Source organism: Pseudodesulfovibrio tunisiensis (assembly GCF_022809775.1).
Classification (GTDB): Bacteria; Desulfobacterota; Desulfovibrionia; order Desulfovibrionales; family Desulfovibrionaceae; genus Pseudodesulfovibrio; species Pseudodesulfovibrio tunisiensis.
The window spans coordinates 3,158,286-3,178,183 of record NZ_CP094380.1 but is presented as its reverse complement, the minus strand read 5'-3'; the positions used below and the strand labels follow the sequence as shown (position 1 = coordinate 3,178,183).

18 protein-coding genes are annotated in these 19,898 nt (G+C 62.9%); 5 read left to right on the top strand and 13 right to left on the bottom strand.

Features of this window, described 5'->3' with window-relative positions:
• Positions 1–12 precede the first annotated feature (12 nt).
• Positions 13–1,620, top strand: coding sequence for a cation:proton antiporter family protein (locus tag MPN23_RS15145; RefSeq protein WP_243545038.1), 1,608 nt, complete (start codon positions 13–15; stop codon positions 1,618–1,620).
• 340 nt (positions 1,621–1,960) lie between these two features.
• Here the strand turns inward: MPN23_RS15145 and MPN23_RS15140 are convergent, their stop codons facing one another.
• From MPN23_RS15140 to MPN23_RS15090, 11 genes are all read right to left on the bottom strand, one after another.
• Positions 1,961–2,296 carry a TraR/DksA family transcriptional regulator gene (locus MPN23_RS15140; RefSeq protein ID WP_243545037.1) on the bottom strand — a complete coding sequence of 112 codons (336 nt, stop codon included), beginning with the start codon at positions 2,294–2,296 and terminating at the stop codon, positions 1,961–1,963.
• On the bottom strand, positions 2,289–3,395 hold the full coding sequence (locus tag MPN23_RS15135; RefSeq protein ID WP_243545036.1) for a pyridoxal phosphate-dependent aminotransferase: 1,107 nt from the start codon (positions 3,393–3,395) through the stop codon (positions 2,289–2,291). Before MPN23_RS15135 ends, MPN23_RS15140 begins: the two co-directional genes overlap by 8 nt.
• Positions 3,396–3,585: 190 nt before the next feature.
• Positions 3,586–5,289 (bottom strand): hypothetical protein, encoded by a 1,704-nt coding sequence (locus tag MPN23_RS15130; RefSeq protein WP_243545035.1) that lies wholly within the window; start codon positions 5,287–5,289, stop codon positions 3,586–3,588.
• Between the two features lie 85 nt (positions 5,290–5,374).
• Entirely contained in the window at positions 5,375–5,770 is a 396-nt protein-coding gene (locus tag MPN23_RS15125) for a cytochrome c3 family protein (protein ID WP_243545034.1), read from the bottom strand.
• 159 nt (positions 5,771–5,929) lie between these two features.
• Positions 5,930–6,682 carry a precorrin-3B C(17)-methyltransferase gene (cobJ, locus tag MPN23_RS15120; protein WP_243545033.1) on the bottom strand — a complete coding sequence of 251 codons (753 nt, stop codon included), beginning with the start codon at positions 6,680–6,682 and terminating at the stop codon, positions 5,930–5,932.
• Complete coding sequence (locus MPN23_RS15115; RefSeq protein WP_243545032.1) at positions 6,676–7,704, bottom strand: cobalt-precorrin 5A hydrolase; 1,029 nt, start codon at positions 7,702–7,704, stop codon at positions 6,676–6,678. The genes cobJ and MPN23_RS15115 overlap by 7 nt, the downstream gene beginning before the upstream one ends.
• 46 nt (positions 7,705–7,750) lie before the next feature.
• On the bottom strand, positions 7,751–8,875 hold the full coding sequence (cbiD, locus tag MPN23_RS15110) for a cobalt-precorrin-5B (C(1))-methyltransferase CbiD (protein ID WP_243545031.1): 1,125 nt from the start codon (positions 8,873–8,875) through the stop codon (positions 7,751–7,753).
• Entirely contained in the window at positions 8,865–9,371 is a 507-nt protein-coding gene (locus MPN23_RS15105; RefSeq protein ID WP_243545030.1) for a DUF2867 domain-containing protein, read from the bottom strand. Before MPN23_RS15105 ends, cbiD begins: the two co-directional genes overlap by 11 nt.
• A complete protein-coding gene (locus MPN23_RS15100) occupies positions 9,368–10,876 on the bottom strand; it encodes an SDR family oxidoreductase (RefSeq protein ID WP_243545029.1) in 1,509 nt (502 codons plus the stop codon). The genes MPN23_RS15105 and MPN23_RS15100 overlap by 4 nt, the downstream gene beginning before the upstream one ends.
• 40 nt (positions 10,877–10,916) lie before the next feature.
• Positions 10,917–11,183 (bottom strand): hypothetical protein, encoded by a 267-nt coding sequence (locus tag MPN23_RS15095; RefSeq protein WP_243545028.1) that lies wholly within the window; start codon positions 11,181–11,183, stop codon positions 10,917–10,919.
• 21 nt (positions 11,184–11,204) lie between these two features.
• Complete coding sequence (locus MPN23_RS15090; protein WP_243545027.1) at positions 11,205–12,197, bottom strand: NAD(P)H-dependent glycerol-3-phosphate dehydrogenase; 993 nt, start codon at positions 12,195–12,197, stop codon at positions 11,205–11,207.
• 610 nt (positions 12,198–12,807) lie between these two features.
• Between MPN23_RS15090 and ahbB the strand changes: the two genes are divergently transcribed.
• From ahbB to MPN23_RS15075, 3 genes are all read left to right on the top strand, one after another.
• A complete protein-coding gene (ahbB, locus tag MPN23_RS15085; protein ID WP_243545026.1) occupies positions 12,808–13,296 on the top strand; it encodes a siroheme decarboxylase subunit beta in 489 nt (162 codons plus the stop codon).
• Between the two features lies 1 nt (position 13,297).
• On the top strand, positions 13,298–14,557 hold the full coding sequence (hemL, locus tag MPN23_RS15080; RefSeq protein ID WP_243545025.1) for a glutamate-1-semialdehyde 2,1-aminomutase: 1,260 nt from the start codon (positions 13,298–13,300) through the stop codon (positions 14,555–14,557).
• Positions 14,558–14,625: 68 nt separating this feature from the next.
• Positions 14,626–15,090, top strand: coding sequence for a GNAT family N-acetyltransferase (locus MPN23_RS15075; protein ID WP_243545024.1), 465 nt, complete (start codon positions 14,626–14,628; stop codon positions 15,088–15,090).
• On the opposite strand, the gene MPN23_RS15070 is transcribed toward MPN23_RS15075, so the two are convergent.
• Positions 15,087–16,460 carry an MATE family efflux transporter gene (locus MPN23_RS15070; RefSeq protein ID WP_243545023.1) on the bottom strand — a complete coding sequence of 458 codons (1,374 nt, stop codon included), beginning with the start codon at positions 16,458–16,460 and terminating at the stop codon, positions 15,087–15,089. The genes MPN23_RS15075 and MPN23_RS15070 overlap by 4 nt on opposite strands.
• A gap of 199 nt (positions 16,461–16,659) precedes the next feature.
• Here MPN23_RS15070 and map point away from each other — a divergent pair, with 199 nt between their 5' ends.
• Entirely contained in the window at positions 16,660–17,442 is a 783-nt protein-coding gene (map, locus tag MPN23_RS15065) for a type I methionyl aminopeptidase (RefSeq protein ID WP_243545022.1), read from the top strand.
• Between the two features lie 78 nt (positions 17,443–17,520).
• On the opposite strand, the gene MPN23_RS15060 is transcribed toward map, so the two are convergent.
• The gene (locus MPN23_RS15060) at positions 17,521–19,824 is read right to left on the bottom strand and encodes a PAS domain S-box protein (RefSeq protein ID WP_243545021.1); all 2,304 of its coding nucleotides are present in this window, start codon (positions 19,822–19,824) and stop codon (positions 17,521–17,523) included.
• Positions 19,825–19,898 lie beyond the last annotated feature (74 nt).

Sequence of the window (19,898 nt, the reverse complement as noted above, 5' to 3'; positions counted from 1 at the left end):
TTCGGAGGCCCCATGGACCCCATCGTCATCACCCTTGCCTTCGGCCTCGGCTTTCTGGCCAGCCGTGTGGACCTGCCCCCGCTGGTCGGCTACCTCGTGGCCGGGCTGGCCCTGCATCTGCTGGGATTCGAACCCGGCCCCATGATCCAGACTCTTTCAGACATGGGCGTGACCCTGCTCCTGTTCACCATCGGCCTGAAACTCAAGGTTCGCAGTCTGCTCCGTCCCGAAGTCTGGGCCGGGGCCACCCTGCACATGGCCTTCACGGTCGCAATCTTCGGCGGCGCACTCTTCGCCCTCTCCACCACGGGCCTGACCCTGCTCTCCTCGCTCGACCTGCGCGCCGCCCTTGTCCTCGGTTTCGGACTCAGCTTTTCCAGCACGGTGTTCGCCGTGAAAATCCTCGAGGAAAGCAAACGCTCCGGCTCCCTGAACGGACGAACCGCCATCGGCGTGCTCATTGTTCAGGACATCGTGGCCGTGCTCTTTCTCACTGCGTCCACGGGCAAGCTCCCGTCCCTCTGGGCATTCGCCCTGCTCGCGGCCCTGCCCGTTGCCCGGCTGGTCTTCCTGCGACTGCTGGACCGCATGGGCCACGGTGAACTTCAGGTGCTGTTCGGCTTCTTCCTTGCGCTGGCAGCCGGAGCCGCCGCCTTTGACGCCGTGGGCCTCAAGCCCGATCTCGGCGCGCTGATCATGGGCATGCTCCTTGCTCCGCATCCCCGGGCCGGGGAAATGGCGGACTCGCTTCTGAACATCAAGGACCTGCTCCTTGTAGGCTTCTTTCTGGATATCGGCCTGTCCGGCCTGCCCGGCGCGTCCGGCTGGATCATGGCACTGGCTCTCGTCCTTGTCGTGCCGCTCAAGGCCGCGGGATTCCTCGCCCTGTTCACCCGCTTCCGGCTCAAGGCGCGCACCGCATTCATCACTTCGGCCAACCTCGCCAATTACAGCGAGTTCGGTCTGATCGTGTGCTCCCTGAGCGCCAGTGCGGGCTGGATCGACCGCGAATGGCTGGTCATCATGGCCATTGCCCTGTCTCTCTCCTTCATCACGGCCGCGCCCCTGAACCGCAATGCAGACCGTCTCTTTTCCGGTTGGCGCGACACGCTCAAACGGCTGGAAACCCGACAGCGCCATCCCGAAGAGGAAGCCTACGAGCGCGGCCCGTGGCAGATCGGCATCGTGGGCATGGGCCGCGTGGGCACCGGAGCCTACGACACCTTTCGCGAACGCTTCGGCGACATCATCCTCGGCATCGACTTCAGCGCAACCAAGGTGGATGCGCATCTGGAACAGGGCCGAAGCGTGATCGAGGCCGATGTTGCCGACCCGGATTTCTGGCGGCGGCTGCCCATGCCCGACGGCACGCTCAAGCTGCTCGTCCTGACCCTGCCCAGCCTCGAAGCCCAGCTCTTCATCGCACGACAGGCCCGGGAATTCGGCTATGCCGGAGAAATCGCAGCCGTGGCCTTTTTCGACGACGAGGTCGAAGCCCTGCGAGCCGCCGGGGTGGACACCGCCTTCAACATCTACGGCGAGGCCGGATCAGGGCTGGCCGCGCACGTCTGCGATACCGTGGAATTCTGCGTGGTTCCGGGAAGGCCTCCGGCGGCCTAAACCTTTTGAAAAAGGTTTAGGAATCCAAAACTTTTTGGTTCTACGCCGCCTGCAGGGAATGAGGGAGCTTGAAAGAATCATATGGCGGCGTAGTGACTCGCGGAACCGCAAGAAGCTGCCCTGTCGAAAAACGCATTTCAGGGGAAATGGACAAACAAGGAAACCGATTTCCTCTTTCGGACCACCCGTTTCAAGAATTTGGAGAGGCCGGATGCATGTCCCGACAGGGCATGTATCCGGCCTCTCCAAATTCTTGAAACAGAATGGGAATCCAAGGGGCCTTGCTCCTTGGCGGGTCTGGGCAGCGCCCAGCCCCCCGGGAGGGTCGCCGAAGGCATCCCTACTCGGCACAATGCACGCACAGCGCGGTTTCGGGCATGGCCATGAGCCGTGCCAACGGGATGGGCTCGCCGCAGTCTTCGCACAACCCGAAATCCGGATCATCCTCGGCCCGACGCACGGCCTCTTCAAGCCGCAGCAACCGCGTGCGCGCCTTGCCGAGCTGAACTTCGACCACGGACTGATTCACGATGGTGTCCATGCGCGACAGCCTGCCGATGGCATTGTCCGGTGCCACGGGCTTGAGCTGTTCCTTGAGTCTCGGGATTTCCTGCCGCAGATTTTCGATCTCGTTCAGGGCGCGGGCCTTGAACTCCTTGCGAGTATGCTTATCCACGATTCAACCTCCTCAGGTTGTCGCACGCCTGTTTCAGCACATCCATTTTCTTGGCAAAGCAGAACCGGGCCAGATGTTCGCCCTGACTTCCCTCGTAAAAGGCGTTTCCCGGCACGCAGGCCACGCCGGTGGTTTCCAGCAGATGCATGGCCCGGGCCTTGGCCGTGTCTCCGGGCAGGGAGGATATGTCGGCCAGCGTATAGTAGGCGCCCTGCGGCACATGCGGAGTCAACCCGATCTCGCACAGCACGGCGCAGAACAGATCACGCTTTTTCTGATGCTCGCGCGCCACGGACGCATAGTAGTCCGGCCCGAGTTCATTCAGTCCGGCAGCCGCGCCCATCTGGAGCGGAGCCGGGGCGCAGACGTAGACGAGATCGTTGAAATGGCCGATGGGCAACGCCCATTCCGGATCGCACACGGCATAGCCGAGCCGCCAGCCCGTAATGGCAAACACCTTGGAGAACCCGGAAATGGCAATGGTGCGCCGGGCCATGCCGGGCAGGGTTGCCGGGGCCACATGCTCGCGACCGTCATAAAGGAAATGCTCGTAGATTTCGTCCGTGAACACGAACAGATCGTGCGACTCGGCAAAATCCGCAATGAGTTCCAGTTCGGACCGGGTAAAGACCTTGCCGCAGGGATTGGCCGGTGTGTTCAGAATCAGGGCACGCGTGCGATCGGTCACGGCGTTTTCCAGATCGGACGCGGTAAAGGTCCAGTCCGGCTGGGCAAGGGGAACGAACACGGGCCGAATGCCGAGGGCGCGCATGGTCACGACGTGGTAGCCGTAATATGGCTCGAACACCACGACCTCGTCGCCGGGATCGAGCAGGGCAAGACATGCGCAGTAGAATGCGCCCGTAGCCCCTGCCGACACCACGATCTGGCCTTCCGGGTCGACGTCCATGCCGGAATCGCGGCGCACCTTGTCCGCAATGGCCCGGCGCAGGGGATGAAGTCCGTCGAATCGGGTATAGATGTTTCGGCCCTGATCCATGCCCTGTTTGGCCCCGTCCAGAACCGGACCGGGCACGGGCAGATCGCACACGCCCTGAGCCAGATTGATACCGCCGACGCGAGCACATTCAATGCTCATGGCCCGAATTTCCGACTGCGCCACCAAAGGTCGTCTGTCACTCACTCCAAGACTCATCGCGTTCCCTCTCCTTTCTCTCCATCTCCACAATCAACCGCAGAAAGCATGACAAAAAACCGGGACAATGCGCCTTGCATCGTCCCGGTCTCAAAATATTCTCTTGGAAGTGCGTTCGGCGTTCAGCTCGGAATCAGTCGTCCAGCTCCTGGGCGAGGGCCTCGATTTCCTCGCGAATGATCCGGGCAGCCTCGGCAGGCACGATCCGGGCGATCTCCTCGCGCAGCATGGATTCCAGCTCCGAAACCCGCGCCTCCAGGGACGCGACCTGCTCCCGCAGCTCCGCGACCTCGGCGGACGGTTCGCCAACCGATTCCCCGGGACACACATCGGCCAGCAGCCGATCCACATCCACATCGTCGGAAACGTCCACACCAACCTCCGGCGGCATGGACTCCTCATCAAGCAGCCCGGCAAGTTCGGCGTCCACCTCGTCCACCCCGGATTCCGGGACGGCCTCGGGCTCCTGTCCTTCCTCCATGAGATCGGACACATCGACTTCCACGTTGTCGAGCAGGCTGTCCATGTCATCCATGTCCTCGTCATCATCGAGCTTTTCCAGCCCGGCGAGTCCACCGATCTCGTCCTGCTCGACACCTTCGATGGCCGGACCAAGGTCGGGCCCGCCTTCATCGAACAGCCCGTCCGCATCCATGCCTTCGTCGACGTCCTGTTCCAGGAATGCATCCTCAAGCTCGATCTCGGCTTCGCCGATTTCCGCAGCTTCCGGTTCCGGCTCTTCCGCAGACTCGGGGGCCGTTTCGGGCTCGACAACCTCACCGGGTTCCACGGCCTGTTCCGCCATGAGCGTTTCCATGGCCAGATCATCCATTGCGTCCGCAACGTCTCCGGCCTCGGCAACAGCAGATTCCCCGGCAGCGGATTCGACCGATGCGGGCTCCTCGACAGGGGCTTCGGCCTCTTCCGGCACAACAGCGGAAACTTCCTCCACTTCCAGAGTCTCGAGTTCCTCGATGCTTTCAAGGTCCTCGAGGTCGCCGAGATCATCCATGGAAAGCACAGGTTCCTCGGGCTGGTCAACCTCGATTGACTCCCCGGGTTCCTCGGCGGAAATTTCGATTTCAGGCATGGTCTCGGGTTGTTCCGGCTCTTGGGAATCAACCTCGGCCACGGGTTCCGGTTCCGGCTCGGATGCTGGCTCGGGCTCGGAAACGATTTCCGTCTGTTCCAGCAGATCGTCCAGACCGGCGTCGAGCTCGTCCGCCTCCGCGTCTTCGGCAGGGGCGACCTCTTCGAGCAAGTCGTCCAGAACAAGGGCGTCCTCGTCGGACTCGAGTTCCAGAGGTTCCTCGGATTCCGGCTCGGCAAGGTCCTCGACCAGTGCTTCGACCTCATCAAGGTCCGGGGCCGCCTGTTCTCCCACCTGATCCAGAGCCTCGTCAAGAATCAGGAGATCGTCCTCATCCCCTTCCTCGGCAGGCTGGACAGGTTCATCAAGCACAAACGGTTCCTCCGCGTCCTCTTCGGCCAACTCGTCCAGAACCAGCAGGTCCTCGCCATCATCGGCTTCGGCAGGCTCTTCGCCCGCCTCCTCGACCAGTTCATCCAGAACCAGCAGTTCCTCATCCCCGGATTCGCCGGACGCATCCATGTCCGCGTCCCCGAGAATCAGGTCGCCGTCCTCCACGTTTCCGTCCTCCTCCACGGTGACGAATTCGTCGAGCACTATGGGGTCTTGATCGGGCGCCGCGGCTTCCTCTTCCAGGTCCTCGGAAAAAAGGTCTTCCAATTCCTGCTCGAAATCCGCGTCGACAGCCTCGGCATCCACGTTTTCACCGAAAACGCCGTTCACATCGACCTTGTCGTCAGGAGTCATGGCAAACCTCCGAACCGGGAAAGGGGTGAGAGAAAAACGGGGGAGCCGATCGGATCAGCCCCCCCCCTTGCATTCATCCGAAGCACTATTTGTTCTTGGGATGGCATTCCTTGCAGGACTTGGGTCCCTTCTTCATCTTCTTGTGGCAAGCCACGCAGGAAGCATCACTCTTCTTGCTGTGGTAGGCAGCGTAGAAGGTGTTGGCTTCCTTCTTGCCGGGCTGATCGTGGCAGCCGGCAACGGCGCAACCCTTGATGTCGGCTTCCGACTTGGCCTTGTGATGGCAGGTCATACAGTCGATCTTGTACTCGGCGGAGTGCTTTCCGTGGGAAAACTGCACCGGGGTTTTCTTGGCCTTCATGCCCTCGGGGGCCTTCAGCACCATGTCAGCGGGAACCTCTTTGCCGGCCATCACGTTGGGCAGCGCGAAAGCGCAGACCAGAGCGGCCACCATGAGGCTGATCAGAAAAGACTTTTTCATGCTCCTCGTTCCTCCTGTTGCAAAAAAAGAATATCACACTCTCTACCATAGCGGGATAAATGAGTCACCCCGCCCTGTCAAGCTGGCATGCCAGCATGGAGAATTGGTTTTTACTCGAAATCCGCGCCTTTGCCAAGGGTCTTCTGGTGCATTTCACCACTACCGCGACAAATCGTATTTGGCGTGATACCCGCGCGGGGTAAGGATTTTTCCGCCAACAGCGCGGGTGGCCGAGTTGCCCACCACGAGCACGGTCAGCATGTCCACGCGCCCTGGATCGAGCGTGCCCAGCGTGCAGGAAAAAACCTCCTGTCCCTCGCGATACGCGTTGCGCACCACACCAACCGGCGTGTCCGGCCCGCGATGCTCCCGGATCGCGTTCAGCGCGGTTTCCAGATGGTCGGCCCGCTTCCGCGAACGCGGATTGTAGATGGCGATCACGAAATCCGCCTCGGCAGCAAGCCGAACGCGCTTCTCGATCACCTCCCACGGAGTGAGCAGGTCGCTCAGGCTCACGCAGGCGAAATCATGCATCAGGGGCGCACCGAGCAAAGCCGCCGCCGCATTGAACGCGGGAATGCCGGGCACCACCTCGAACGGCACGGAATCAAGCAGGTCCTCGGCTTCCAGAATCTCCAGAAGCAGTCCGGCCATGGCGTAGATGCCCGCGTCCCCGCTGCACACCACGGCCACGCGTCTGCCCTGCCGCGCATGCTCCACGGCCTTTTGCGAACGTTCCACCTCGCCCATCATGCCCGTGGAAAAGACCTCCTTTCCCTCAAGCAGTTCGGACGGCACCAGTTCAATGTATTTCCCGTATCCCACAATCACGTCGGCGCGCTCCAGCACGGTGCGCGCCAGAGGGGCGAGCAGGTCCGGACTTCCCGGCCCAAGGCTCACGGCACTCAGCATGTCCTTCTCCTTGCCACGGCCAGGGTGACGGTTCGGGTCTTGGTCTTTTCCACCAGCAGCTCCCGGCTCCCGGCAAGCAGCAGGGCCGAGGCCTCGGACACGGACCCCACGCCCATGTTGCGCATGACCGCGCCGGACGGATTCGGAGCCTGAACCGAGTCCAGTGTTTCCTTGTCGAAAAATGTCGGGGCAACGCCCATTTCGCGGGCGGCTTCCAGCAGTCCGGGCTCGTCGCGCTTGGCCTCGATGGACCCCAGCCCGGCCACGGATTGTTCGGCCAGCCCGGCCGCGTCCAGCACGTTGCGGATGTGCGCCAGAATGTCGGCCGCGGGCACATCCCTGCGGCATCCCACTCCGAGCATGAGTACGGGCGGGTACAGACGCAGCGCATCCGGGTCCGGGCAGCCGGTTTCCCACGACACCCACACCCCGGGTTCGCCCGCAGTCCATTCGAATCGGCGCACGCGACGGAAGAACCGCGCGTCGTCCGCGTCCAGACACCGTGCCGGGTCGAACACCTGCACGACCTTGCCGTCCAGCAGGGCACCATTCACGGCCTTGACCCGCCCCGGATTGCCGATGACCAGCCCGGCCTGTTTGGCGAGCATGTCCAGCGACGGCAGCCCCGCACTGTCCGTGGCCGTGGTGATCACGGCCTGCCCGTTCGTTGCCCGGGCGCAGGTCCCGGCCAGTTCGTTGGCTCCGCCCAGATGCCCGGAAATCAGGCTCACCGCGAACCTGCCGACCTGATCCATGACCACCACGGCCGGATCAACGTCCTTGGATTTGAGCAGCGGGGCAATGGTCCGCACCACGATGCCCGCAGCCGCAATGAACACATGCCCGTCGAACCGGGTGAAGTTGTCGGCCACGGCCCGGGCCAACGTGTCGAATCCGCGCACGGATTCCGAGGCCATGCGGCTTGGAGCAAACACCTCGACCTCGGCATTCAGTTCCGGGACGAGTCGCGCGGCAATGTCCAGCCCCTGCCGCGTCAGGGCGTAAATGGCAATACGTTCCATGATGGGGGGAAGGTACGGCAAAGCACCGGGTCAGGGCAAGCCGGACCTATGCAATCTCCGCGCGGGGCCTCGCCGGGCAACGACAAAGCAGGCGGTCGTCGAAATCGAACACCGCGTAGCTCACGCGAATGCGGTTGTCGGCAAAGGATTCCGCTGCGCCAATCGCCATGAGGGCAAGGCTGTCCAGCAGATTCGGCAGGGCCGGGTCCTGCTCCAGCATGGCCAGCACCTGCCGGGCCGTGTTTGCGCCCCGGATTTCCGGCAGCCGTTCCGGGGCGACACCGGCCTGCGCGCTCCATTCGGCCAGCCGATCGAAGTCCACGGGATAGGTGCGGGCGTGGGTGTAGGGCAATCCCTGCGCCTGCTTGACCAGCTTGCCAAAGAACACGGACCACGCAACCTCGGTGAATCCGCGCTCCAAGGCGGCCTGCATGGAAAAGGAAAAGAAGTCTGCCGCCTGAATCATGGCAAGGCCCGGGGTTTCGGGAAAGGTCGCCTGATACAACCGTTCGGACCGACGGCCCGTGGTGAACACGGCATGGTCCAGTCCCTGCGCCCGAGCCACGTCCAGCGCCTCGGCAATGGACGCCTTCCACGAGTCGTGGGAATACGGCTTCACAATGCCCTGCGTGCCCAGAATGGAAATGCCGCCCACAATGCCCAGACGCGGATTCAGCGTTCTGCGCGCAATGGCTTCGCCGTTCGGCACCTCCACCAGCACGAGAATGTGCCCGGTTTCCAGTCCTATTTCCCGTGCGCCCTGCGCCACGGTCTCCCGAATCTGTTGCAGGGGAACCGGGTTGATGGCGGCATCGCCCACGGCCACGGGCAGCCCCGGCAGCGTGGCCCGGCCCACGCCCCGGCCGCCGTCCACACGGATTTCCAGCGGCGCGCTTCCCGGTTCCACGGTCACCACGGCCTGAATGTCCGCGCCGTGCGTCGCATCCGGATCGTCGCCCCCGTCCTTGACCACGGTGGCGCGAACGCCTGCGCCGTCCGGCTCGCACCGGACAATCGGAATGTCCAGATGATCGCCTTGCGGCAGAGGCACGCGCAGGCTTTCCGGACAGTTTCCGGTCTGCAATTGCAGCAACGCGGCAAGCGCGGCGGCAGAGGCACAGGTTCCGGTGGTGTATCCGGTGCGAAGATCGGTCCGGTATTCAGCAGACATGGTCAGAAACAGGGTTGCGCTCCGGGCCGGACAGCACGGCACATCCCGTGGCTCGGGCCGCGCCCAGAAGCATGTTGCGAAAAATGTGGGAGTGCAGCGGTCTGACCGCAAACCAGTACAGAATTCCGGCAGGTCCGTCCGGCACGAATCCCGAGGTCAGGCACATCCGGGTTGCACTGTTTTCCCGGGACAGGGTGAAATGCATCCATGCCTCGCCCGGAAGCCGGGCCTCGGCCCGAAGCAGCAGAAATTCCGCAGGCCGCACCGCAACCACGCGCCAGAAGTCGACAGGGTCGCCGGGTTCCAGCTCTTCGGGATCGCGCCGTCCCGGCCGCATGCCCGGGCCGCCGAACAGCCTGTCCAGAGCAGCCCGGAACCGCCAGAGCCGATCCGCGTAATGCCAGCCGGTTTCCCCGCCGATGCGCACCACGGGCAGCCACGCCTTTTCCGGCTCGCAATCCACGGTCAGACAAAAGGTTTCCCGAAAGGACTTCACGACTTCCCGATGCGTTCCGGCGGCGAGTAGATGTGCGTGCCCGCGGCCTCGGAAATGTTCTTGAGCATGTTGCGAAACAGCAGGCAGTGAAACGGATACATGGCCCACCAGTAGGCCAGCCCCCACAGTCCGTGGGGCAGAAACCGCGCGGTCATGCGCACTTCAACTGCGTTTTCCCAGTGCGAATCCAGTTCGAATTCCAGCAGCGCCTCGCCGGGCAGTCGCATTTCGGCCAGCAGCAGAAGCCGCTCGCCCGGGGTCACTGCCAGAATGCGCCAGAAATCCAGCGCGTCGCCCACGTGCACGGAATCCTCGTGCTGAGGTCTGCCGCGCCTGAGTCCCGGCCCGGCCAGCAACTTGTCGATGAAGCCGCGAAGCCGCCAGAGAATGTCGCCGTAATACCAGCCCTGCCTGCCGCCAATGGTTTCCACGACCTTCCAGACCTTTTCCGGGTCGCCCTGAAGCCGGGCCTTGTACCCGAATTCGTACACGGTTCCACCCGCATAGCCCGGGTCGCCGGCCCCGGCCCATTCCGGCAGACAGGCCCCGCCCACGTCGAAACAGGTGGTGTCCACGGCATGGCGTTCAATCTTCTGCAAAGCCCGCCGGATCGCGCCCCGACAGGAAACCAGTTCCTGCGGCACAAGGTCGCGGATCGCGTCTTCCTGACACACCACCTCGTTGCGCAGTCCTTCGATCAGGGACCGGGCCAGATGCACGGGGATGGGCGTGACCAATCCGACCCAGTGGGAAGAGAGGCGCGGCGAGACAAACGGCACTGGCAGCAGAATGCGCCGCCGCAGTCCGGCCTCCTCGCCGTACATGTGGAACAGTTCGCGATAGGTGACCACGTCCGGTCCGCCGATGTCGAACGACCGACCTGCGGTCTCGGGATTTTCCAGACACCCGACCAGATAGCCGAGCACGTTGCGGATGGCGATGGGCTGGGCACGGGTGTTCAGCCATTTCGGAGTGATCATGATTGGAAGCCGATCAGCAAGGTAGCGGATGAGTTCGAACGAGGCCGAACCGGACCCGAGAATCTGGGCCGCACGCAGCATGGTCACCTGTGCGCTGCCCAGCCCCAGAATGCGCCCGACCTCGGCCCGGGAGCGCAGATGCTTGCTCAGGGGCACATCGTCCCGATCCTCGCCAAGGCCGCCGAGATAGATGACCCGCTCCACCCCCGTGGCGTTGACCGCGGACACCATGTTGTAGGCCGCATCGCGCTCCATTTCCGCAAAGTCGCGGGCAGGACCGGCCATGGAATGCACCAGATAGAACGCAGCGAAACACCCGTCACAGGCCCGGACCAGACTGTCCGGATCATGCATGTCCACGGCCACGGGCTGCACGCCCGGATGTTTTCCCCACGGACGCGCCCTGACCTTGTCCACGGACCGGCTGGCCGCACGGACCGTGAAGCCCTTTTCCAGAAGCAGCGGCACCAGTCTGCCGCCCACATAGCCCGTGGACCCGAGAACCAGTATGGGACGATCCTGCATGGCCTCCCCCGAAAAAGACGACGTGTTCGAAATCGTGGCCCTAGTTGCGGCGCTTGAGCGGAATGGTGGCGTCTCGCTCGTACCATCCCTTGGAGATCATGCACTCCTTGTAGCGCTGAATCTGCCGGGTGCGGTCCAAAGGAAATTCCTCGCCGGACACGCGCTCGCACTCGGTACTGTCCCGGTCGAACGACCGCTCCATGGCGGGTTTGTCGCCCCGGTACCGTTCATTGTACCACGGCTTGGAGCACGCGGCGAGGGCCAGAAGAAGACAGCAGAAGACGGCCAGTACCAGAGGCTTGAGCATGGGAACTCCGATGCGTTGCGGTTACTCGTCCTTGAGGCTGCGACCCATGAGGTCCATGACGGCACGGGCCGGGTCCTTGTCCTTGTACAATATCCTATACGCCTGCTCGGTAATGGGCAATTCCACATCCAGCTTTTTCGCGAGTTCGTACAGGGACCGGGTGGTTTTCACGCCCTCGGCCACGGCTCCCATCTCGTCCACGGCCTGCGAAAGGGACATGCCGCGCCCGAGCTTCAGCCCCACCTGCCGGTTGCGGGACAGGTCGCCGGTGCAGGTCAGGACAAGGTCGCCCATGCCGGAAAGGCCCATGAACGTGGACTGCTGCGCGCCCATGGCCTGACCAAGACGGCTCATCTCGGACAAGCCGCGCGTGATGAGCGCAGCCCGGGCGTCGTGCCCGAAGTCCAGACCGTCGGCAATCCCTGCGGCAATGGCAATGACGTTCTTGACTGCCCCGCCCAGTTCCACGCCCCGAAAATCCGGAGTGAAATACACGCGGAAACGATCTGCGGACAACTCGGCCTGAAGCCGATGCCCAAGTGCGTGATCCTCGCAGCCAAGGGAAACCGACGTGGGCAAACCGCGCGCCACTTCGGCGGCAAAGGACGGACCGGACAGCATGGCATAACGCGGATGCAGGCCGTCCAGAGCCTCGGCCACCACACGGGACATGGGGGCAAGGGATTCCAGCTCGATACCCTTGCTGGCGCACACCAGCACGGGGTTCTGGGGCAGAAATTCGCGGAACGACTCCAACGCACGACGCATGTGCTGGGTCGGAATCGCGCACAGTATCACGTCGCTCCCACTCAGGGAGACCTCGGGATCGGACTCGGCCCGCAGATCCGGACAGAGCGAAACGCCCGGCAGCCGGGACGTGTTTTCATGGTAGCGATTCACGCTTTCCACGGTTCGGGCATCGCGGCCCCAGAGCACGGTTTCCGTGCCCTTGCGGGCCAGCATGTCGGCAAGGGCGGTGCCCCATGCCCCTGCGCCCAGCACGCTGATTTTCATCAAGAACTCCTTTTCTGCAATTGACCCCGAAGCATAGCCGGGAGCATGGCGGGTGGCAAGCCCGCACGCACAGCAGATAATCACCCCGAAATATCTCGAAAGGATGAAAGGCAAAACCCCCAAAAGGAATCAAAACCAACGCGTATGCCCGATACACGAGAATTTTCCGTTTCCGCAGCAACACAGCAGATCGCCGTCCCACCTCCCGGGCTGGTTCGGGAGGGTGAGATGCAAGGCGCAAGGAAACGGCAGGATCGACGCGCATATTCAATACGCAAGAGTCTGCCGTTTCCGCAGCAACGCAGCAGATCGCCGTCCTACCTCCCGGGCTGGTTCGGGATGGTGAGATGCAAGGCGCAAGGAAACGGCAGGATCGACGCGTATATTCAATACGCGAGAGTCTGCCGTTTCCGCAGCAACACAGCAGATCGCCGTCCCACCTCCCGGGCTGGTTCGGGATGGGGAGATGCAAGGCGCAAGAAAACGGCAGGATCGACGCGCATATTCAATACGCGAGAGTCTGCCGTTTCCGCAGCAACGCAGCAGATCGCCGTCCCGAACCAGCCCGGGCGGTTGCGTATGGGGACGGGAGGGGGTAAAGAGCTTTTCCATGGCTATGCAATTCACCGAGACCGAATCGAACATTCTGGCCCTGGCCGGGGGTGATCTTCCGGATTCCCCCCATCCGTTCCGCGACATTGCCGAGTTGTGCGGCGTGGACGAGCAGACCGTGATCGACCTGATCCGGGGACTCAAGGACACGGGCGTGATCCGCAGGTTCGGCGCGACGCTCCGGCACCAGAAGGCGGGCTACGGCCACAACGCCATGGTGGCGTGGCGCGTTCCGGACGAACGGGCGAACGAGGTCGGCGAAATCTGCGCGGCCCGGCCCGAGGTGAGCCACTGCTACATCCGGCGCACCTATCCGGAGTGGACCTACAATCTGTACACCATGATCCACGGCGAGCATGAAACCCATGTCCGGGAAGTGGTGGCCGAACTGGAACGGGAAACCGGCATTTCGGATCACTGCACGTTGCGCTCCCTCAAGGAACTCAAGAAAACCTCAATGGTCTATTTCAAATACAAAGAGGATTAGCATGGATTCCAAGACCCTGTATGCCAAGGCACAGACCCTGATGCCCGGCGGCGTGAACAGCCCGCTCCGGGCCTGCCGCTACGTGAACAGCGACCCCGTCTTCATCGAACGCGCCCAGGGCGCGTACATCTGGGACGTGGAAGGCCGCAAATACATCGACTACGTCCTGAGCTGGGGGCCCCAGCTTCTGGGCCACTGCGAACCGAGCGTGAACGAGGCCGCGCACAAGGCCGTGGACCTCGGCTCCAGCTACGGCGCACCCTGCGCGGGCGAGGTCGAGCTGGCCGAACTCATTGCCGAGATCGTCCCGTCCATCGAGATGATGCGCATGGTCTCCTCGGGCACCGAGGCCACCATGTCGGCCCTGCGTCTGGCGCGCGGCTACACGGGCCGGGACAAGGTCGTCAAGTTCATCGGCAACTACCACGGCCACAATGACGCATTTCTGGCTGCCGCCGGTTCCGCTGCCCAGGCCGTGCCCGGCACCCCGGGCGTGCCCGAGGACATCGTGCGGCACACCCTACTGGCCCATTACAATGATTTGGACAAGGTGCGCGAGCACTTCGAAACCGTGGGCGACCAGATCGCCTGCGTGATCGTGGAGCCGGTGGCCGGCAACATGGGACTGGTTCTGCCCCAGCCCGGATTTCTGCAGGGATTGCGCGACCTGTGCACCCAGTACGGCGCCCTGCTGATCTTCGACGAGGTCATCACCGGCTTCCGCATGTCCCTTGGCGGCGCACAGGCACGGTTCGGCATCACCCCGGACCTGACCACCATGGGCAAGATCATCGGCGGCGGTTTCCCGGTGGGCTGCTACGGCGGCAAGCGGGAGATCATGGAACACATGGCCCCGTGCGGCGGCGTGTTCCAGGCCGGAACCCTGTCCGGCAATCCGGTGGCCATGGCTGCGGGCGTGGCCACGCTCAAGCGGCTCAAGGAATGCGACTACGACGCGCTGGAAGCCCGCACCACGAAGTTCACGGCCGAACTCTGCGACATCCTGCGGGGCAAGGGCCAGCCCATCACGCTCCAGCACATGGCCTCGGCCTTCACCATGTATTTCACGGACAGGCCGATCCGCAACATGAACGACACCAGCACCACGGATTGCGACGCCTACGCGAAATTCTGGAACCAGATGCGCGATCAGGGCATCAATCTGGCCCCGGCCGGATTCGAATGCACGTTCACGTCCTTTGCCCACTCGGACGAAGATCTGGAACGCACGCTGGATGCCGCGCGCAAGGTCACGTTCTAGCAGCGTGACGCATCACGGAATCAACAAGGGCCGCCGAGAAATCGACGGCCCTTTTTTTCGGAGGAACCATGATCGAATACGAGGAATACGGAGCCGAGGCACTGGATCGCATCCAGCCGTTATGGGAAATGCTGAATCGGCATCACGCCGAGAGGTCCACACGCTTTCGCGAACGCTTCGAACAATTGGCGTTTGCCACGCGCAGGCAACACCTCCTGAAGCAGGCGGGAAACGGGAAATTGCGTCTGTGGATGGCCCGCAACACGACAACCGGCCGGGATGAGGGCTATTGCGTGGTCGTACTCGGAAACGACGGCTCGGGCGAGGTGGCATCCCTGTTCGTGCATCCCGAAGCCCGAAAGCGCGGTCTGGGGCACGAACTCATGACCCGCGCCCTGAACTGGCTGGAGAAAGCCGGAGCCACGACGAAAAGCATCACCGTGGTTGCAGGCAACGAGGAAACGTTCGACTTCTATGCCCGGTACGGATTCTTCCCCAGCTGCACCTGTCTGCAACAGCAGAAGCCGCGCTAGAAATCCTCGCCGCATTCGATGCGGTAAAAGGTGCGACGCGCGTACCAGAAGGCCACGAAAGCCGAAGCCCAGACCACGATGGCAATGGACCACCACACGGCCAGCAGGCCGAATCCCAGCACCTTGGTAAAGAAGTAGAAAAGCAGGCCCGGCGCAATGATCTGGCGGGACACGCCCATCCAGATGGCGAACATGGGCCGCTTCATGCCCTGCAACGCGGATGTGGACACGAAAATGATCACGTAGGCATAGAGCACGAACGCGGCGATGCGCAGGTATTGCGCGCCGATGGCCGTGACCCGGGCACTGTCCGTGAACGTGGCCATGAGCGGTTCGGCCAGCAGGAACACGGGCAGGGCACAGGGCAGTAGCAGCCACGCCCCGTACTTGAGATTGGTGAAAAACAGCTCGCGCACGCGTTCCATGTGGCAGGCCCCGAAATTCTGGGCCGTGATGGTCAGGGCGGCCACGTTCAGGCCGATGGTGGGCAGGAGCACGATCTGCTCGATGCGCGTTGCCACGCCGTAGGCGGCCGAAGCCTCGGCCCCGAAATCGCTGATGAAGCGGAGAATCACGATCACGCCCAGCGCCATGGTGATGAAATTCAGGCTGGCCGGAAAGCCCTGTCGCGCAATCTCGGCATAGAGCCGGGGATGGGGAATCAGGTTGCGGCCCCTGTTCGTGCACAGCAGCCCGGTGCGACGCGCCTTGATCCCGAGATACACGCAGCCCACGGCCTGAATGAGCACCGTGGACCATGCCACGCCCGCAATGCCCATGGCCGGGAGTCCGAACCCGCCGTGAATGAACCACGGGTCCAGCGCCACGTTGAGCAATGCGCCGAGAATCAGCATGTTGCGAAAGCTCCTGGTGTCGCCACGGGACTGAAGCACGGCATTGAACAGATAGATGAACAGGATGGTGGCGCAGCAGGCGAACAAGGGATTCATGTAGGCCAGACAGGTTTCCAGATACTGGCCTTCGGCTCCGAGAAACCGGAAGATGTCCGGGGAAAAGGTCAGGCCGAGCCATGCCAGCAGAACGCTGGTCACCAGCCCGAAACTCATGGTCTGCACGGCCACGAGCGAAGCCTGCTCCCTGTCCTTCGCGCCGAGAGCCGTGCCCATGAGCGCGGTGGAGCCGGTGGCAATGCCGCTGCCCACGGACGTGATCATGAAGATCACGGGCAGGGCCAATGCCAGCGCGGCCACGGCTTCGGTGTGAATCCGCCCGGCCCACCAGGTATCCACCACATTGTACATGGTGTGAAAAAAATATCCCACGCTGGCCGGAAGTGCCACCTGCCGGACCAGTTCGGGAATGGGACGCGCGGTCAGATCGGTTCTGTCTTCCGCGGAAACTGCTTGCATATTTTTCGACATGAGGGAAGCAACATATCCTTATCCGCACACTTGCTCAACCGGAGATGCGGACCTGAAATCCTCCCTTGCGCTTTCAAGTCAAACCCTGGAATGGTTTGACACGCCTTGGCTGCGGGACTAGTACGGACGTGCAGAAACAGGGCGGATACCTGTTCATGACACCATCAAACCGCTCCGGAGAGCTGGAATGACCATAAAAAACAAGGATCAGATCGCGCTCATGCGCGAAGCCGGCAAGCTGCTGTGGGAAACCCATCAGGTTGCGCGGGAAATGGTCGAGCCGGGCGTGAGCACCGCGCAGATCAATCAGGCAGTGGAAGATTTCATCGAAGGACACAACGCGGAGCCGCTCTTCAAGGGCGTGCCAGGAGACATCACCCCGTTTCCGGCCGCGGTGTGCGCATCCGTGAACGAACAGATCGTGCACGGCATTCCCAATGACAGACCGCTGGAAAAGGGCGACCTCGTTTCCCTGGACATCGGGCTGCGGCTCAACGGCTGGTGCGCGGACTGCGCCTGCTCCCACGCCGTGGACGAAGTGGACGAGGAAAAGGCAAAGCTGCTCAAGGTGACCGAGGAATGCCTGCGCATCGCCATCCGGGAAATGAAGCCCGGTGTGATGTGGAGCACCATTGCCCGGAACATGGCTTCCCATGCCCGTCACAACGGATTCTCCGTGGTCGAGGAACTCGTGGGGCACGGCATCGGTACGGAAATGTGGGAAGAACCCGCCGTGCCCAACTACCATACCCGCGGCCTGCCCGACTTCCGCCTGCACGAAGGCATGGTTCTGGCCGTGGAACCCATGGTCAACGCGGGCAAGCGCAACATTGTGCGCCTGTCCGACCACTGGACCATCTGCACGCGCGACGGCAAGCCCTCCGCGCATTTCGAGCACGACATCGCCATCACGGCCAAAGGCTGCCGCGTGCTGTCCTGCGGTCCGCACGGCGAAGGCTGGGCCCTGTAGCCGCCTTTTGCCCAATGACGAAAAAACGGCCCTGCGCACCACTGCACAGGGCCGTTTTCCTTTTTCCTGCGGGGAAAGCTAGTCCGAAGGCGGCATGAGCGGAAGGGTCACTGTCACGGACGTTTCCCCCGGCACCGAGGTGTCCACGCCGATATCACCGCCGTGCGTTCTGGCGATGAGCCGGGCCGAATACGTGCCCAGCCCGATCCCGTGGGACCAGGGCGCACGGGAATACTTGTCGAAAAAGGTTTCGCGCAGGTCGGCAGGCACCTCGCCCTGATTGCGGATGGTGATGGCAATGTCGTCCCCCTGCGCCAGCTCCACGCTCAGGGTGCCGCCCTCGGGCGACGCAGTGAGCGCGTTGAGCATCAGGTTGGCAAGCATGGACCGAAACAGCCGCTCCTCGGCGATCACGGGAAAGGAATCGCCGCCCGTGACCACATCCATGCCCACGTTCACGCCCTTGGCGCGAATCACGGCCCGGTTCTCGTTCACGATGCGGTCCAGCACCCTGAGCGCATCCACTGGCGCGGGACGCAGCCCGTACGTGCCCCGTTCCATCTTGTAGAGATCGAGCGACCCGGTGATGAGCTGCATCATGTCCTGCCCGGCGCCCTCGATGGTGGCAAGCATGGCGTCCTGAGCCGCGCTCAGCGGACCTGCCTGCCGGATTTCCCCGGGCAGACCGAGCACTGCGCCGAGCGGGGCCTTGAGATCGTGCCGGGTGATGCGCTCCACGTCCTCACGCAGTTCCTCGGCCAGCTTGCGGTCGGTGATGTCCCGACTCACTCCCTGAACCCCCACGAGATCGCCGGACTCGTTGCGCAGGGCCACAACCCGGGTCTCCACCCAGACCGTGGCTCCGTCGCGACAGAGCATCTCCATGTCCAGAGTCCGCGCCGGAACGCGCCCGGACGGATGTGCAGCGGAAATATCCTCGAGCACGGCCCTGAACGCCCGGGCCGATACCGGGGCCATGAAGTCGAACACGGGCCTGCCCAGCACTTCGGAACGGACGAAGCCTCGCAGCTGCTCGTCGGACGGGCTGATGTAGGTGACGTTGAATTCCGGGTCCAGCCCCCAGATCACGTCCGTGATGTTCTCGGCAAGCATGCGGTACTGGCGGGCGCTGCTGCGCAGGGCCTCCTCCATGATCCGCCGGTCCGTGATGTCCGTACCCACGGAAAGCAGCTCCACCATGTTGCCGTCCGCATCGTTCACGGCCCGGTTGGCCCAGGCCACCCAGACAAGCTCCCCGTTCTTCCGGGTGCACAGGGTCTCGTTGAACGGATGGGCCGAAGGATTGCGAAGAAGCCGGTTGATGTACCGCTTCATGCTCTCCCCGTCCGGGGTCTTTTCCGGGATCAGGGTGCCGATGATGTGCCTGCCGATCAGCGAGCCATGCCTATGGCCGAAGAACTCCGAGGCGTATTCGTTGCAGAAGGTTATCCCCCCCTCCAGATCGATGCGCAGGATCACGCTCTTGGCGTTCTCCACCAGATACCGATACTCCTCGCGGACCTTGAGCCGTCCGCGCACAAAGAATATCGCGGCCCAGACAAGCCCGGTCATCAGCAGGGACACGAACAGCCCGACAATCAGGAAGACAGGCCGTTTCGCGGATGGACTCCAGCCGGTCCGGGGCACTGCGGCAAGCTGCCAAGAGCCGCCCGGTATGCGGATATTGGTCACCACCGGACTCATGCGGAACACGTCCTCGCCGGTCAGCAGCACGGTGTCGTCCGCGTCGTTGCCCGGCCCGCGCAACCCCAGAAGCAGCCCGGGAGAGGTGTCCATCAGCCCGGCCTGCCGAAACAGCGCCTTGTCATCGATGAGCACGGCGGCAAATCCCCAATGAGTCCGCAGTCCCGAGGCATCCCTTCCCGACAGCATGACCGGAGCCAGGGCAATGATGGCCGAACCGCCTTCGATCAGTCTGTACGGCGCGGTAATCCGCACCTGTCCTGCGTCCAGCGCCTTCCGAGCCGTGGCACGAAAAGGCTGGGGCAGGTCCTCGAACAGCCGAAGTCCGAGCACCATGTCGCGGTCGGTGTCCGGATACACATGCGAAATGCTGTTGTTTCTGGCCAGTTCCAGATATCGGACTCCGCTCGTGTCCGCGAGCAGGGCACGGCTCAGGGTCGCGAACTCGTCCTGCGTCAGTTCCGGATTGTTCGCTACATAGGCCTGAACGGCCTTGAGCAGCAGCACCTTGGAACTGATGGCGTTTTCCAGCCCGCTCTGCAGGGAGGACAGCGCATGATACACGGCGAGCCTTTGGCTCTGCCTGTCGCTCTGCTTCAGGATGTCGTCCGCACTGAACACCGCAAAGGCCAATGCCGCGGCAACAAGTACGGGGATGATGTAAACGTACCGTTTCACTCTGCAAAAAGTGTTGAGGTTGCGTACAGGCTGATCATGCTACAGCCTAGCAGAAAGAAACGGGAAAAAGAAAG